9 protein-coding genes are annotated in these 15,312 nt (G+C 49.9%); 1 reads left to right on the top strand and 8 read right to left on the bottom strand.

Annotation, left to right across the window (positions count from 1 at the left end; all coding sequences use genetic code 11):
* Positions 1-52: 52 nt before the first annotated feature.
* From C9991_RS07005 to C9991_RS06980, 6 genes are all read right to left on the bottom strand, one after another.
* The gene (locus C9991_RS07005) at positions 53-1,993 is read right to left on the bottom strand and encodes an Omp28-related outer membrane protein (RefSeq protein ID WP_106811887.1); all 1,941 of its coding nucleotides are present in this window, start codon (positions 1,991-1,993) and stop codon (positions 53-55) included.
* A gap of 68 nt (positions 1,994-2,061) precedes the next feature.
* Positions 2,062-4,566 carry a choice-of-anchor J domain-containing protein gene (locus C9991_RS07000; RefSeq protein ID WP_106811886.1) on the bottom strand — a complete coding sequence of 835 codons (2,505 nt, stop codon included), beginning with the start codon at positions 4,564-4,566 and terminating at the stop codon, positions 2,062-2,064.
* Positions 4,567-4,684: 118 nt separating this feature from the next.
* On the bottom strand, positions 4,685-8,071 hold the full coding sequence (locus C9991_RS06995) for a T9SS-dependent choice-of-anchor J family protein (RefSeq protein WP_106811885.1): 3,387 nt from the start codon (positions 8,069-8,071) through the stop codon (positions 4,685-4,687).
* A 330-nt stretch (positions 8,072-8,401) separates the two neighbouring features.
* Positions 8,402-10,252, bottom strand: coding sequence for an LTA synthase family protein (locus C9991_RS06990; RefSeq protein ID WP_106811884.1), 1,851 nt, complete (start codon positions 10,250-10,252; stop codon positions 8,402-8,404).
* 57 nt (positions 10,253-10,309) lie between these two features.
* Complete coding sequence (locus tag C9991_RS06985; protein ID WP_106811883.1) at positions 10,310-12,460, bottom strand: hypothetical protein; 2,151 nt, start codon at positions 12,458-12,460, stop codon at positions 10,310-10,312.
* Positions 12,438-13,379: a hypothetical protein gene (locus tag C9991_RS06980; RefSeq protein WP_106811882.1), complete on the bottom strand. Its 942-nt coding sequence runs from the start codon at positions 13,377-13,379 to the stop codon at positions 12,438-12,440. Before C9991_RS06980 ends, C9991_RS06985 begins: the two co-directional genes overlap by 23 nt.
* Before the next feature lie 179 nt (positions 13,380-13,558).
* On the opposite strand from C9991_RS06980, the gene C9991_RS06975 reads away from it, so the two are divergent.
* Positions 13,559-13,876, top strand: coding sequence for a heavy metal-binding domain-containing protein (locus tag C9991_RS06975; protein ID WP_106811881.1), 318 nt, complete (start codon positions 13,559-13,561; stop codon positions 13,874-13,876).
* A 203-nt stretch (positions 13,877-14,079) separates the two neighbouring features.
* Here the strand turns inward: C9991_RS06975 and C9991_RS06970 are convergent, their stop codons facing one another.
* The gene (locus tag C9991_RS06970) at positions 14,080-14,271 is read right to left on the bottom strand and encodes a type II toxin-antitoxin system antitoxin (protein ID WP_106811880.1); all 192 of its coding nucleotides are present in this window, start codon (positions 14,269-14,271) and stop codon (positions 14,080-14,082) included.
* A gap of 6 nt (positions 14,272-14,277) precedes the next feature.
* Entirely contained in the window at positions 14,278-15,255 is a 978-nt protein-coding gene (locus C9991_RS06965; RefSeq protein WP_106811879.1) for an SPFH domain-containing protein, read from the bottom strand.
* Positions 15,256-15,312 lie beyond the last annotated feature (57 nt).

Genomic DNA, 15,312 nt, shown 5'->3' with positions numbered 1-15,312 from the left:
AATAAATTTTTAAGTTGTTAATATCTGTGTTGTTATTTTCGCTATCTGTGTCTCAGTTATTTTTTATCACCACCTTGCGTGCCACGCCTCCCTTGCGCACGATGTAGAGGCCCTTGGATGGGTTGGACACGCGTGTGCCGTCAAGGGTGTAGATGCCGTCGGCAGGTGAGGCTACGTTGGCAGTATTTACAGCGCTTATGCCACTTGTGCCGCCTGTGAGCTTAACTGTACAAGCATTGGTTATGTCGGCATCCAGCACGTTAGAATCGTCGATTGTCGGCATGTACTTGCCGGCTAATGCCACAACCTGCATGTTGTCGGCGTTCCAGGCAGCAGGCAAGGTGTAGGTGTAGCGGGCCGAGTATTTGCCGTCGGCAATATCCATGCGGTCGCCCTTAGGACTTGTTACGTAGGCGCGCAGCACGTGGTTGTGCACGTATTTGTTGTCGGTGGTTGTGCCATAGCCCAGGGTGCCAACAACCTTCTGTGGCGACACAACTCCATTCTCTACAAGCATAAGCGTAAGGCCAATGTCGCCATAAATAGACTTAGCCTCGTCGGTAACGTCGCCCGTAACGTCGAGCGTAAGCTGGCGTGTGGCAGATGTGTAGGTCGACGACAGATTGACTGTGGCGAACGACGGGTTGCCGGCGCGGTTCTCGTTGACCAACTGCTCAACCGCCTCAGACACCAATTGAGGCATAAAGGTGGCGTAGTCGATTAGGTCGAAGGCAATGTTGTTCTCGCCAAAGAAGTAGAAGCGGTCTACTGTGAAGCACGGGTAGGTGTAGGCATAGAGATTCTCGAGATAGCTTGAACCTTCGGGAGCAAGTGGCTCGCCATGCTTGTAGACATTTACCAGACACACATCCTTGTTCTGGGCAGCCTCGTCCATGCCAGGGTTTATGTAGTAGGCCATACTCTCGTCCTGGCTGCAATACTGCTCCACGTAGGTTTGCTGGCGTTCAAGACTCTTGGTGTAGACCACGAACGAGTTGGCAATCTCGTCGCCATCGGGTTTGGTAGGTGTGCTGCCCTCTATATTGTCTACAAAGACAGTCAGCTTGTGGGCTCCGGGCGTAATGTCCTTAGGCAATGGCAGCAGTAGGCTTACGCCGCTTAAGCCGTCGGCCTTAACCTCCTCGTCGTAATCCTTATAGGTGGCCTTGCCGTCGTCGAAACGATAGCCCAGACGCATAGACGAGATGTCCTCCAGACCAACATTCTGCAACTGCACATAAGTGTCGAGCGTGGCGCCTGTCTTCTGATACTTGCCGCCAGCCAAGAGGTGGGTCAGCTGCACGTCCTTCTTGGGCAACGAGCTAACGTCAACTATCAGCTGCACGCAAAGGTTGCCAACACCCTCCATATAGTAGAAACCATCGCCATTCATAATGAGCGACGCCTTGGGAGTGGAGGTCTTTGGGGTGTAGAAGCACATGGCACCCTCCTCGGCTGTGGCCATTGCCTCAGACTCGTTGTAGTCGTAACCAATTATCAGCTCGTCGTTGTCCTGTATGGTGTACTCTTGGGCGCTGTTGAAGCGCACCTCGTTCCAGCCCTCGCTGGTACGGCGCACGGTAGCGTTGACAAGACTAGAGGCATTCTGGCCACTAACCTTATATATAAATACCTTTGACTTGCCTATGCTCTGAGACAGGGCAAAGCGAATGCCCACTACCTTGCAGCCCTTGTACGAGCTGAGTACAGAGGATGATAGGTCGGCTGCCACGCTGTAGGTTCCGGCTTTGCCAAAGCACATGCCCTTGGTGGTGATGCTATCGCCGCTGCAATAGCCTACCCCACGCTCAGTAGAGGCAAGCACACGACGAACGGGCACCTTGGCCTGTGGTGCAGCCGACTCTACCGGAACGTTGACAGTTATTGTAGACGTTTTGGGCAACTTAGCACAAACGCCACCCACGTGCACCTGTTGGGCGCAGAGCACAAGGCTCTGCGACATCAACATGGCGGTAATATATGTTTTTTTCATTTTTACTCTTCTTTTGCTTTTTTGAATTAATTGAATTCTTTATTACTTGAATTCTTTAATTGTTTAGATTACTTGCGAACCTTTCTTACTCCGTTGGCGTCCTTAACGATGTAGACGCCTTGTGGCAGGGCGTGCAGACGAGCGTTGAGCTTCTGTCCGGCAAGGTTGTACACCTGGGCATTGGCGTCGGTATCGGCTCTAACCACATCGATACCGCTAACAACAATCTGATAGGTAGCCATCTCAGACACGGCGTTCTTGTAGACAGCCTCGATGCCGATGGTGTAGCTGCCCTCTGGCAGGTTGTCGATGGTGAACGACGGTGTGGTAGACTCGCCATACTTAGAGCCGTCGATGTAGATGTTGTAGTGGAGCACGTTGCCGTAATCCTGCTGCACATTGCTGCCATCGGCAGGCTCAGCCTTGAAGAGGTCGAGCTGGGCAAAGAAGGCGTCGGTAGACGTGTAGTGAACAGCAAGGCGAACCTTCTTGCCGGCATAAGGCGCAAGGTCGGTAGAATAGACGGTCCACTGGTCGCTCGGAATGTTCTGGGCGTTGCTCAGCACTACGAAGTCGTCGGGATTGTCGCTGCCCGTCTCTGACACGGCAAACTCCATCTTCTCGTTGTACATGTCGGTATAGCTCTTGGCTGTAACCTTAAGCTCGTAGCCGTCGTAGATGTCGATAAGCGGCGAGATAAGCCACTTGTCGGCCTGAGCGCCCTGGGGCGAGAAGAACACCACGTACTTGTTGCCATCGGGAGCCTGCATAGCCATATCGGTAGGAAGCATGGCAGGAACCGTGTTCCAAGGGTTGAACACAATTGGGGCAATGGCCTTAGGATTAGAGGCGTCGCCCGAGCCAGGGAAAGTTACGATGTTGCTGGTCGAGCCAAGACCGATAGGATAAACCGGGGTTTGGTCGAGGTCTACCGACTTCCAGTCGCCAAACTGTCCTGTGGCAAAGTCGTCGTAGGTCTCGAAGCTGTCGCTAAAGCCAAGAATCTGGTTCCAATTCAACTTTACACTTATACCGTCGGCACTTTCGTTCATGTCGGCAGTAATATTGTAAGGAGTTATTACGTCGTCCTCAAGATTGATGTCGAGAGTCTGGTCGGCCTGCAGGTCTATTTCCTTAGAGTAGGCCTTGAAGGCACCCTTCTCCACATTTACAGTATACTTGCCCTTAGGCAGCATCAATATCTTTGCCACGCCATTGGCAACTGTAGCCTGGTAGGCAGTTCCGTTATCGGTAGAAAGGAGGTTGACCACGGTTCCGTCGGCTGAGAGCTTGCTGTCAGCGGCAACCTTCATTGTAAGGCTGGCGTAGGCCGACTTGCTAACCTCGATGGTAGTGGTAACGAGCTGGCTCTGGGCAGCAATGTAGTTGGCCTTTACGCCAATGGTGTGGGTGCCTTCGGCAACATCGCTCAGCACATAGCTGTAGGTGCCGGTCTTGCCCACCTTCTGATTGTCGAGATAGATGTCGAAGGTCTCGTTGGGGTTGGCAGGCGACTTGTGGTTGCGTGCCACACGATTGGCCTTAGGAGCGAGAGCATACGAGACAGCTGTAGACTGACCTACATAAAAGTCGTCGAGCTTGAGCATGAAGGCTCCCTCGCTGGCAGCATCGCCAATATAGCGAATGGCAATCTTTACCTTCTGCTGAGCGTACTCGGCAAGGTCGTACTGCATAAGCTGCCAATTCTTCTTGTAGTCGGCAGTCTCGTAATTGCCCTTGGTAAGCTGTACAAAGTCGTCGGCAGTAGGATTGTTGGTCTGGGTTGTGATGTAGACAACAAACTTCTCGATGTACTTGTCGGCAGCCATAGCGTAGAACGAGAGGATGTTGTCGGTACCAACAGTAATCTCAGGCGAGATGAGCCAGTCGTCGTTAGGCTCGCCCGAATTGGTGCGTACAAAACCCACATACTGCTTGCCGCTGTATGCGCGCATTGTAGGATAGTCGTAGTACCACATAGGGTCTACCTTCAGGGGATTCATTATCTGTGCATACTGGAAGACACCACGGTTGGGATAGTCGCCAGTAAGAGGAGCTGTCATTAGATGGTCGGCATCGATTCCAGTCCAATCGCCAAAATTGATAGAGAATGGATCGTAGCTCTCGAAGTCGTCGAAGAATGCAGGCTTCTCGGTATTCCAAGTAACCTTGACCTGATTCTTGCCAGTATAGGCGTCGTATGTGCAAACGGCGTTAAGCGCAAAGGGGTCGCGCGTAAGCTCTACGAGCTGCAACTTTACGTCCTTGCCAGTCTCGTTGGCGGCAATATTGACTGTTGCAGTAGCTGTGTTGAATCCGTCGCGCTTTACCGTAACCTTATTGTTACCGGCATAAACCTTGAGCGAGCACTTGCCGTCGGCATCGAGTGTGGTTTCTGGATATTGCAGCTGATAATCGGTCTGCTCTACGTCAACCAGCTGTCCGGCAAGCGAAATGCCGGCATTGGTGGTGACCTCGATATTTAGCATCTTATCGCGCTTCTGTGCAAACGAAGCTGTAGACGTGAGCAAGAGGAAGAGGAGCAGCGTAAATGAGTAGAATTTTGATTTCATTTTTTACTTAGCTTTTTTATAGAATGATGAAAACAGGAAAAAGGTAACGGATGCGCACAACCCGCAAGGAGCATGCGCACCACATTACCTTTAAAAGCATTAATCCAAAGATGATATTTTACTTGCGGGCCACCTTCATGGTCTTAACACCATCGGCGGTCTGCACCTTTACTACGTAAACACCCTTTGCCAAGCCGTTAAGGGTAGCCATGCCGTTGCCCTGTGCCACCTTCATGCCATTAAGATTGTATACAGCCACAGCGTCGGCAGCCGAAACAGCGTTCTGAACCGACTTGATGCCAGTGGCAACATTGTCGAAATGAGAGAAGGTGAAGTCGTCGTAGAACGCAGCCAGAGCATATCTCTCTGTGTAGTCGCGTACGGCAACATAGATGTCCTTGCCAGCATAAGCCGAGAGGTTAACTGTGTAATGCTTCCAGTCTTCGTGGTCGAGCAATGGTATCTCCTGCTGGTTGAGCACAGTCTTGAACGAGTTGCGGTCGGTGTTGCTGGTCTCGCTAACAAGCACCTCTACCCTGTGTAGACCTGAAGGCAGGATGCTCTGTTTGCTCTCCCAGTTGCGAGCGTAGAAGTCGAACTCCGACTCGGCTGTAGCTGTGAGCTTCTTAGACACAATCCAGTTGTCGCCCTTGGTTGTCTCGTTGAGCGGAGAGCCAGGGATAATGAATGCGTCGCCAGAGATAGGAGCCACGTTCTTGTGGTCGGGACGCTCGTAAGCCACTGCAAATGCGTAAACGCCATTATTTGACGGGAACTCGGTGCCATAGCAATTGAATGGAACTGTGGCTGAACGGTCAACATCAATAAGGTTGAAGTCGGTTGTCCAGTTGTAGTCGAGGTCGTTGTCCTCGAACGAGTAGTAGAGCACGTCGCTTGCAAGAGCTGTACCCTCAACAGGGAACTGTACAGAGTAGCCGCTCTCGAATGTAACGGTCATGTTGTCGTTTACGGTAGACTGCACGTCCTTGGCATAGAACTGGAGCGAGAATGTGAGCGACTCGCCCTTTGCAATCTCTGTGCCCGGAGTTATAGAAGAGGCGAAGTTGTCGGTAGCGAAGCTTACGCTCTTAACCTTCAACGCCTGCTCGCCCTTGTTCTGGATAGTGAAAATGTCGCCAGAGTTGGTGCCCTTGTTATAGTTCGCCTTGCCAGCGTTCCAGCCTTCCTTGTTGAATACGGCCTTGTCGCTTACGTTCTCCTCGATAACCACGTTGTCGAGACCGCAACCGTTGTCGTTGCCATTGTTGGCTGTGTGAGTCCAGCGGAACTGTACTGTCTTGCCGGCATAAGCCGAGAGGTCTATCTTCTCGTTAATCCAATAGATAGGATCAACATCCTCGTCGAGACCCTGTGAGATATAAGAGAGCTGCTTCCAAGCGCCGTCTACCAACACTTCGAATGTAACGGTTGTAGGAGCACCCTCTGTGTTCTGCTTCTTGGCGTTGCCCAGCTGGTCGAATTTGGCGTTTACCGGATGGCAGTCAACCCAATCGAACGAGATAGACATATTCTTGTCGGTAGGAAGCTTGAACTCTGGAGTGGTTACAAATGCCTGGTTGCCCTTGTCGAGCCACATGTTGAAGAGGCAAGGAGCAGGTGTGCCCTTGTCCTTGAGCACGCTCCAGCTACGGTTGGCGTATTGTGTGGTGTTGGTAGAAATCCAGCCTGTTGGCAGATCGGTACTAACACCGCTGAAGTCCTGAGTATATGGGAATTCGGATGTAGAAGCGTCCTTCTGTGTGGTGAAGTGCCATACTGTAGCCTGTGTCGAGGCACCCTTCTCGTTGTAAGGAACAACCTTCCAGTAGTACATTGTCTCGTACTCGGCTGTAGCCAATGTATAAGACAGGGCGTCCTTGAGGTCGAGACCATCTACAACGTTGTACACATTCTCTGATGTACCTACATAGAGCTTGTAGCCTTCGGCAAAGAGGGCCGGTCCCCACTTAAGTTCGATGTTCTGGTTGTATACATTTGTAAGACTGTCGGCAGGAGCCACAAGAATAGCTGCAAACGGAGTGCCTTCCTGTCCATATAGTGCAGGGAGGAACACACGGTCGAGATAGAACGAAGAGTAAGGATCTACATCACCGTCGTTAGATTTAATGGCTGTATTGTGCCAGCGCACGTACGAGTTGTCGGTAGCTGTGCCAAGATCTACTGTAGTAGTCTCGCCGTAAGTGCCCTTCTTGTAGTCGAATGTCCAAACGGCCTTCCATGTCTTGCCGCCATCGGTAGAAAGGTCGAGTGTGATGTCGTTGCTCTGTGCTACACCATTGCCATCTTCATCGGTCTCTTCGGTATCATACTGATTATAGTAAGAGAACTGCACCTTTCCGCCCTTGGTAAGGTCGAGACGTGGCGATGTGATGTACTGGTCGCGATATGAACCTGAGGCATAAACCGACACGTCGCCCTCAAGACCGCCATTCGACTTAGACCATCCGTCGTTCTGCCAACCAGCTGGCGGGAAGGCTACCTCGAATGTCTCCTCGGTAAGTCCGTCGGGAGCCATCTTCTTGTTTGCCTTAAGGTTGATGGTAAGGTCGCCACCATTGGTGTGGAGCACAACCTTAGGTGTGGCAGATGATGTAATCGAGGCAGTATAAGAGACATTAAACTTAACCGACTGGGCCTTGTCGAGATTTACAGCAGATGGGTCGATAGTAAGACCTACGCCCTCAGGCAGGTCCACACTTGTAATCTGCAGACCCTTCAAACCGGTATTGGTAAGGGTGAAGGCATCCGAGTAGAACTTCTCGCCGATGTAAACATCGCCATAGCTGTAAGTGGTTTTGTTGAGCTTGGCCACAGGCGATGTGGCAGGAGTAAACTTCTTTACCTTAACATTGTCAAGATAAACAATGTTGGCAATAGTAGTATACATCTTGTAAACGAAAGCAAGTTTAATCTTCTTGCCCTTCCAGTCGCTTAGGTCGAGCTTGCTAGTGTGTGTGTCCCATGTAGAAAGAGGCCACTCGCTAACGCCGCTCTCCTTAAGGTCTTCCTTGTTCTGGATAGAGAATATTGTCTCGGCATTGGCAACATCGCCGTCTACCACAACTCTAACCTGAAGGTCGTACATGCTCTTGGCTGTGGCTGCCATTGGCGAAACCTTCCAGTCGAAGCTCAACTGATAGGTGTTGTTGAGGTCGAGTTCTGGCGAAAGCAGAATCTCCTCACGTGGCTTGGCAGCTTCTGGAGCAAAGTCGGCGCTTATAGGACCGTCGCACATAGCAACATGCTTGCCGCCAATTGTGCCTTTGTCAGAATAATAGTTAGACCAATTGTAACGCAACTCGCTTCCTGAATAGGAGTCGATTGTGGTCCAACCTTCTTCAACCGCCACTGGACGGGTGATGTTGTTTTCGGCATCTGTATTCTCAGTTTCAAAATCCTCGTCGAGGATGGTCTGTGCCTTGACACCAACCGAACCGAAAAAGAAGAACGCCGAAGCCAACGCTAAGATGTAGTTGTTCTTCATAAAAGATAATAATTAAAAAATGTTATAAACTATGTATTGAGCAATTTGTAGCAACAAAGTTGTATTGAGCAATTTGTATTTACAATTAATATTTTAGCTAATCTGGGGGTATAAACAAACTAAATTTGTCCTACTCTCACTTATTACAGCGCAAAGATAAAATAAAATCGTTAATAATTAGTAGTTTTTATTGTATTTTTTCGATAAATAATAAAAGATATTACATTTATATCTACAATATAACATAAAACGGCTTTTTTTTGTATATATACATTATATAATATAAAAAGGAGAAGGGATGCCGTTAATCCCCTCTCCTTAAGAAATGCTTTATTTGTATTTGCCACTATTTATGGCCCCTACCCTATCGTATAGGGTCTGCAATATTGCCTTGCCCTTAGCCACACGCTGGCTGTTGCCCGATGGCTGCTCGTTGTAGAACACGCGGTTTGCCACATTGTCGTATACGCTTACGCCGGTGCTGTCGAGATAGCAGAATCCATTGACAAAGGTGTAGAAAGCAAACGGACGTGTGTAAGAGGCGTCGAGCACATTGCGGCTGAACTCAAAGTCGTTGTGCCTTATGCCGAGCTGTGCAAGAAGCGTGGCTGCCAAGTCGGTTTGGCTGGCTATCTTGTCCACCACCATTGGCTTGGCCACAGCTCCTCCGGTCCAAATCATCGGTATACGGAAGAAGTGCGGGGCAAATCGCTCGCCTTGCTTTGGATATGGAATGCCGTGGTCGGGCAGCAATACAATGAGGGTGTTGGCCCATTGCGGTGTTTTGCTGAATCGCTCTATAAAGCGTCCTATGCAGTGGTCGGTATAGGCGAAGGCATTGAAATGGTCGTCCTCGAACTTACTGAACGGCACCTCAAACGGCTCATGACTGCTTAGTGTAAGGAACGACGTGAACCACGGTTGCTTGCTGCCCTCACGCTCCTTCAGCATATTGAATAGGCGGTCGAAGGTAAGGTTGTCGGGCACACCCCACTTGCCATAGTTGCGTTCCTCCATCGTAAAGTCGTCTTGCGACGTTAGCTTCTGGAATCCTCCAGCAAGCAGATAGCCACGCATATTGGTGAAATTGATGTCGCCACCATAAAGAAAGTCGGTCTGATAGCCAGCCTCGGCAAGCGAATGGGCAATGTTGGGCATACTGTTGGCTATGCGCGGAACCTTCATTATCGACAATGTTGGCAGCCCTGGATAGCCGCTAAAGGTGCAAACCGTGCCTCGGTCGGTACGGAAGCTACTTGCATACAGATTGCTGAAGAACACTCCCTGTCGCGACAGGCGGTCGAGATTGGGCGCCACTCCCTTGGCTCCGCCAAGACGCTCAATCATTGTGGCGCCAAAACTTTCCATAAATATCACAAGGATGTTGGGGCGCTTGGTGTTGAGTACAGCTGTTGTGGCTGTGTCGGCTACAAGGTATTGGCCTTGCATTAGCTGGGCGCGGCGCTCGTCGGGATAGAAGCGGAACTCGTCCTCATACTTCTTCTGAAACTCCATGCTGGCAAACATGTTGAACACGGGGTTGATGGCAGACAGATTGAGGTACTGGTCGCTGCTGAAATACACGGTTCCCACATTCTGTGTAGACACTCTGATGCCTCCCCTGATAACCAAGAACAGCAAACCGCCTACGGGCAGGGCACACACCGTGGCAAGCATACGCCTACCCCAACCCAACACGGCTTGCAGCTTGCAGGGCGTAAGACGCCATAGCAACCACGACATCAGGGCCGTTAGAACCACGATGTAAAGCACGCGCAGCACTATATACAATGTGGAAACGCTGGCTGCCGCATTCTTGGGCGAGTCGAGATACACAAACACAGTTGCGTCGAGCTTGCTCTCCCAAAAGGCAAAGAGCGACGTGTCGGCAACAAAGATTGTCGACACAAGCAACATTACCACTATATAATAAGGTGTAAGTATCTTGCGCAAGGGCAACTTGTTCCACCACACCGACACCAACAGCAGCAGGAAAGGTATGGCCGTAAGATAGCCGGCTGTGGTGGCGTCAAGCCAGGCTCCATGCCATGCTACGCTCAGATAATCGGCAAGGGCATAGGGCTTTGACGCGTTGCACATCATAAACACGGGTTTCTGCAGCACAAAATATGCCCACACCACAACAAATTCAGACAATAGATATTTCAGTCTTTGCCACATAATAATGTTTTTTTTCTTCTTCTGTTTGTTTTTTATTTAATTGTTATTCACTCATCGTTACTTCTGATTGAACTGCCGCAGCACGTCGCATCGACGTGTGTAGTCGTCGATTGCCTCTGGATGAGCCAAGGCAAACATGCCAAGTTCGTTTAGTGCCTGGTATTGTGCCGCCTGTGGATGTAGCACAAGAATCTCATTGTAGCCGTTGCTCGCGTCGTATTCGGTTGTTGCCCACGGCTCTACTGGCACAAACGCCAAGGCATAAAGCGAATTGTAGCGCAAGCGCATGTCGTTGCTCTGCTTTGCCACATTGAGATACTTAACGGTTTCGGCTGCAAAATCCTTCTCCCACGAGCGTGCCGAATCCATAACGCTACGATAGTAGTGGGTAAGATACCAGCAGTCACCATAGCACGAGGCCTGATAGTAGCGCACGGCAAGGTCGTAAGCCATTTGTTGCTTGTCGTTGCCCTCGCGTGCCAGACTGTATTGGCTTAGGCGCGAGGTCATGTCAATACAGAAGTCGAGCTTGGCGTTGCGACTAACCTTTACCGGCTCGTAACCGTCGTCAACATATTGCTTGCCAAACCATCGTGGCGTGTCGAAATGGCGTTTTGAAGCAAACACGCTTATCAGCTGTTTCGAGAGCAGCGATGTTGGCACCTTTCTTAGATAGGGTATGGCGTCGGCAAAGCGTCCCTCGGCTATTAGCTTGGTACCTATCAGGTCGTTAAAGTAGTCGGCGTCATGATAGGTGTTCTGTACGCAGTATGTCTCAAAGGCATTGCTGTGCGCTGTTGTTAGATACTTGTAGTAGTTGGCAAGGCGGTCGGCTGTCAGACTGTCCATCTTGCAGAAATACTCGTCCCACGGACCATACACCATATTATAGTTCTCGTCGAACGAATCTTCTGCGTTCCTTTGTTCAACCATTAAGAGGTCTTTGTTCTCGGCGCTCATCATGGCGCATAGGGCAAGCGCCGCATTGTCCATGCCCACGCCACGGAACAGAGGCTCCAGACCCATGTGCACCACACGGTCCTTAACGTCGGTATAATGGTTGAAGTATTCGCCGTCACTCGCACGCTCCTCCTTTATCTTATTGTCGAGCCACCCGAACTCGGCAAGCAGAAAGCTAGTATATTCGTCATTGGGCTTGTTGCAGCATGTGGACACAAGTAGGCGTATGGCACGTGCATTATCGCGCATGCGCTGTGTGCCTTCGGCATTTACAGCCCTCTCGGCTTCAACAAAGGCATGCTCGTAGTTGCCCATAAGATAATTGGTCATGCTTGCGGCAGCGAGCCACAAGCTGGGCCACTTAACCCTCTTGTTGTCGGCAGCGTTAATGGCAAACTGCACAAAGGCCAATGCGTCCTTGCGCAACACCCGCTTGGCGTCGATCAGACTAAACCATTCGTCGCTAGCAAGCTCTTCGGGCTTTTGGTCGAGTGTTTCCTGAAAATTATTCACAAAGTCTTGTACAAGATATACAAGTGTGGGAGCGTTGGGGTTCTTGGCAAATACCGACTTGATTCCTGCCAGACTGCGATAGTTCTTCATTACAGCCTTAATCGACCGTACATCGCCTTGCTCGGCATAGATGTCGCAAGCACGTGTGCGCTGTCCGCTCTTAAGCAAGGCACGGGCATAAATGTTGCGCATGGCGTCGCGCCACTGGCTTTGATCCATTTTGCATGCCGTAGCGTTCCATAGGGCTATGTTGGCACTGTGGTTACCCAGCATCATATTGGCACGCATCTGCAGCAGCACGTACTGTGCACGCAGCCTTGCGCCCCTGTAGGCCTTGGATGCGGCAATGATGCCAGAAAGCGTGCTGCGTCTGCTTGCCATCTCTTGCTTTGTGGGATAATCCCAAGCGTCGGTGGCATAGGCTTCGCTGATGTTAAGATAGCGGTTTAACAGCGTGAGATATGCCATCATCTCGCGGTCGCCCTTGCTGCTTGCTGTCTTCATTATCTCCTCTCTGTTCCACTTGTAGTATGTAGTACCACTTGGGCCGTCGTTGCCAGTATAGCTTTGCCAATAGCGGTCAATGGAGTATAGATAGGCAGGGCCATAGGTCAGGGCATTGCGGTGGAATACCGAGAACATATAGCTGTTGTGCAAGTGGCCTTCGGATATGCACGCCTTGACATGGGCAAGGGGCAGCAGGGCAAGGAGGCTATAAATTAAGAATCGTCTCATAATCCTTGTGGTTTAAATGGTTGATGTTATTGTTGCTTAAGTCGAAGAGTATTGTCTCGCTATTGGCGTCGGGGCGTCGGCTCTGTATTGCCTTTACGGCTTCCATGATGTCCGCGGCTGAGGGTTTCCGTATGGCAATGGAGTCGTCGGGAAGCATGGGATATTCGCCATCGTAATGCACAAAGCCAACAAAACGGCCTCCACGGAACAGTATGCGCCAAGCAAATATGGGATAGGCTGTTGACAAGGGCAACCGATACTGGGCAAGATACTGAAGGTATGGAGCCGCGTCGCGCATGTCGAGTATTGGCTTGTGGCACTTAATGTTGGTTGCGTCGCCCGTGTTGTACATCATAAGCACGCCTCTATCGGCTGGCGGAGGCAATTGAGACAGCTGATGCAGACGGATGGTTGACGACAGTTGCAGACCTCGGCTATGACACTCGTTGAGCATGGCTTGCATAAAGTCGTCGTACAACTGGCGTGTAGACTGGGTCCAGTCGCAGTCTATCTGTATTTCCCTTACATTGTGCACATCGTTTGTCTGGCTCATCTGCAGCACACGCCTTACAATAAGCCGTGCCAAATGGTGGCGGTCGTGCCTGAGACATTCGGGCATGACAAACACGGTTGGCACAATGTCGATGCCCTGAGGCACCTTAGTGGCAAAACTTAGTGTGGCGTTGGGCATGGCTCTTCCTGCCTCGTCGTCCACCACATCGAAGTAGCGCAGGTACATCCGCGAAATGGAGTATTTCTTTATGAATGCCGTCTTCGTGGAGTCCATGTTGAGGGTTGTGCTCCAGTAGTAGACCGAGCGCATGGAAGTCTTGGCCTCGTCCTTGCGGCACGAGACAAGCAATAATGCCATCGACAATATGCCGAGACCTATTATGGCAGTTCTCTTTCCAAAACCCATTCCGTTCCTTTCTGCTTGTTTGCTTTATTATGTTGCGAATTTACGTAAAATAAGGGAGAATGCAAAGAAAACTATTCATTTTTGCAACTTTCGGTTATCTATATACGTCAATAATTATAAACCCCGACTATTTTTTGGGAAAAACAAAAAAATAACAATCAAAAAAAGAAAGGACTAATATGATTTTTTCAACAACTCCTACTCTTGAAGGACATCCAATACGCGAGTATCGCGGAGTGGTAACTGGCGAGACCATTATCGGCGCCAATGTGTTTAAGGATTTTATGGCTGGCATACGCGACTTCTTTGGCGGCCGCAGCGGCACCTACGAGAAAGTGTTGCGCCAGGCTAAGGACTCGGCTATGCAAGAGATGGCACAGCGAGCCGAACAAATGGGCTGCAACGCCATCGTAGGCATAGACCTCGACTACGAAACGGTAGGCGAGAGCGGATCGATGCTTATGGTTACGTGCAGCGGAACGGCTGTGGTTATATAAAAAAGTGGAACGGCTGTGGTTATATAAAAAAGTGGAGAGGGTGTGCCAAAAGTCAAAATAATGCGGGGAGTGTTGCTTGACGCAATAATATATATTAAATGGCTAAAGATTATATATTAAATATACAAGTAATATATATTGCTTTTACAAGCCAGTAATCTTGACCATTTTGGCATTATACAATGACTTTTGACACACATCGTCTATTTTTCTTCTGTTTTTATTTTTCGTTTCTTAGGTTGTCGTCCATTCTTGCGCAGAGCCTCAGCAATGATCCATTGCAATTGTCCGTTGATGCTGCGAAACTCGTCGGCAGCCCACGCCTCAATAGCATCCATTGTCTCGGCATCCACACGCAGAACAAAACTCTTTGTACTTGTTTCTTTATTTGACATATTGGTTTAATGGTTTAGGGTTCCAGTGTTGACAACGGGCTGAGCCGAATCGTCTCCACAAAGCACTACCAGCAGGTTGCTTACCATAGCCGCCTTCTTGTCGTCGTCGAGCTCTACAATATCCTCGCTACTTAGTTTGTCGAGAGCCATCTTAACCATCGACACAGCACCCTCGACTATCTTTTCGCGAGCAGAGATTATGGCGTCTGCCTGCTGTCGACGTAGCATCACGGCAGCTATCTCTGGGGCATAAGCCAGGTAGTTGATACGTGCCTCTACCACTTCTATTCCGGCCATGCTAAGACGCTCGTCCAATTTCTCCTCAAGTTGCTTGTTTATCTCGTCGGCACCGTCGCGCAGGGTAAGCTCCTTGTTGCCCGACCCATTATTGTCGTAAGCATACAGTCCTGCCACCTGACGAAGGGCTGCGTCGCTCTGTGTCTTGACAAAATTCTCGAAAGCAAGCATAACATTAGACACGCTTGTGCCTATCTGCACTCCGTTCTGTTGTGCCGCTCCGCTCTGTGCCATTGTCTGCGAGTCGATTTCAAACATTGCTTTATAGGTATCTTTAAGTTTCCAAACAAGCACCAAGCCTATCATCACCGGGTTGCCTGTCTTGTCGTTCACCTTAATAGGCTGGGCATCAAGGTTGCGCGCACGCAACGACAACTTCTTAGTATTGATAAATGGATTGACCCATGAGTAGCCCACCTTGGTGAACGTGCCTTTATATTTTCCGAAGAACATCATTACACGTGCCTCGCCTGGCTCGAGCATCACAAAGCCACCCCATATAAAAAATGTAGACACAAGCACTACTGCACCTATACCTATAAGCAGCCACATCAACACCTCATTAGACTCTTGAAGTATACCCAATACTATCAATGCTATACTTAACAACGTCAACAGAATGTTGGCAAAAAGCATTGGGAAGCCACCAAGCGTAGCACCTTTAAACTGAAATTCCCTGTTCTCCATAATTGTAACTTTTTTAATTAGATATTGAATAATTGATAAATGATATCATTTTGATAT

The organism is Prevotella merdae (assembly GCF_900290275.1).
Lineage (GTDB): Bacteria > Bacteroidota > Bacteroidia > Bacteroidales > Bacteroidaceae > Prevotella > Prevotella merdae.
Note: the sequence above shows the minus strand (reverse complement) of the source record. Positions and strands in the feature narration are given on the sequence as shown.

Coding starts and splice junctions, on each gene's coding strand:
- C9991_RS06975 (WP_106811881.1), top strand. CDS start 13,559: ATGATTTTTTCAACAACTCCTACTCTTGAAGGACATCCAATACGCGAG.
- C9991_RS07000 (WP_106811886.1), bottom strand. CDS start 4,566: ATGAAATCAAAATTCTACTCATTTACGCTGCTCCTCTTCCTCTTGCTC.
- C9991_RS06990 (WP_106811884.1), bottom strand. CDS start 10,252: ATGTGGCAAAGACTGAAATATCTATTGTCTGAATTTGTTGTGGTGTGG.
- C9991_RS06980 (WP_106811882.1), bottom strand. CDS start 13,379: ATGGGTTTTGGAAAGAGAACTGCCATAATAGGTCTCGGCATATTGTCG.
- C9991_RS06965 (WP_106811879.1), bottom strand. CDS start 15,255: ATGGAGAACAGGGAATTTCAGTTTAAAGGTGCTACGCTTGGTGGCTTC.
- C9991_RS07005 (WP_106811887.1), bottom strand. CDS start 1,993: ATGAAAAAAACATATATTACCGCCATGTTGATGTCGCAGAGCCTTGTG.
- C9991_RS06995 (WP_106811885.1), bottom strand. CDS start 8,071: ATGAAGAACAACTACATCTTAGCGTTGGCTTCGGCGTTCTTCTTTTTC.
- C9991_RS06985 (WP_106811883.1), bottom strand. CDS start 12,460: ATGAGACGATTCTTAATTTATAGCCTCCTTGCCCTGCTGCCCCTTGCC.
- C9991_RS06970 (WP_106811880.1), bottom strand. CDS start 14,271: ATGTCAAATAAAGAAACAAGTACAAAGAGTTTTGTTCTGCGTGTGGAT.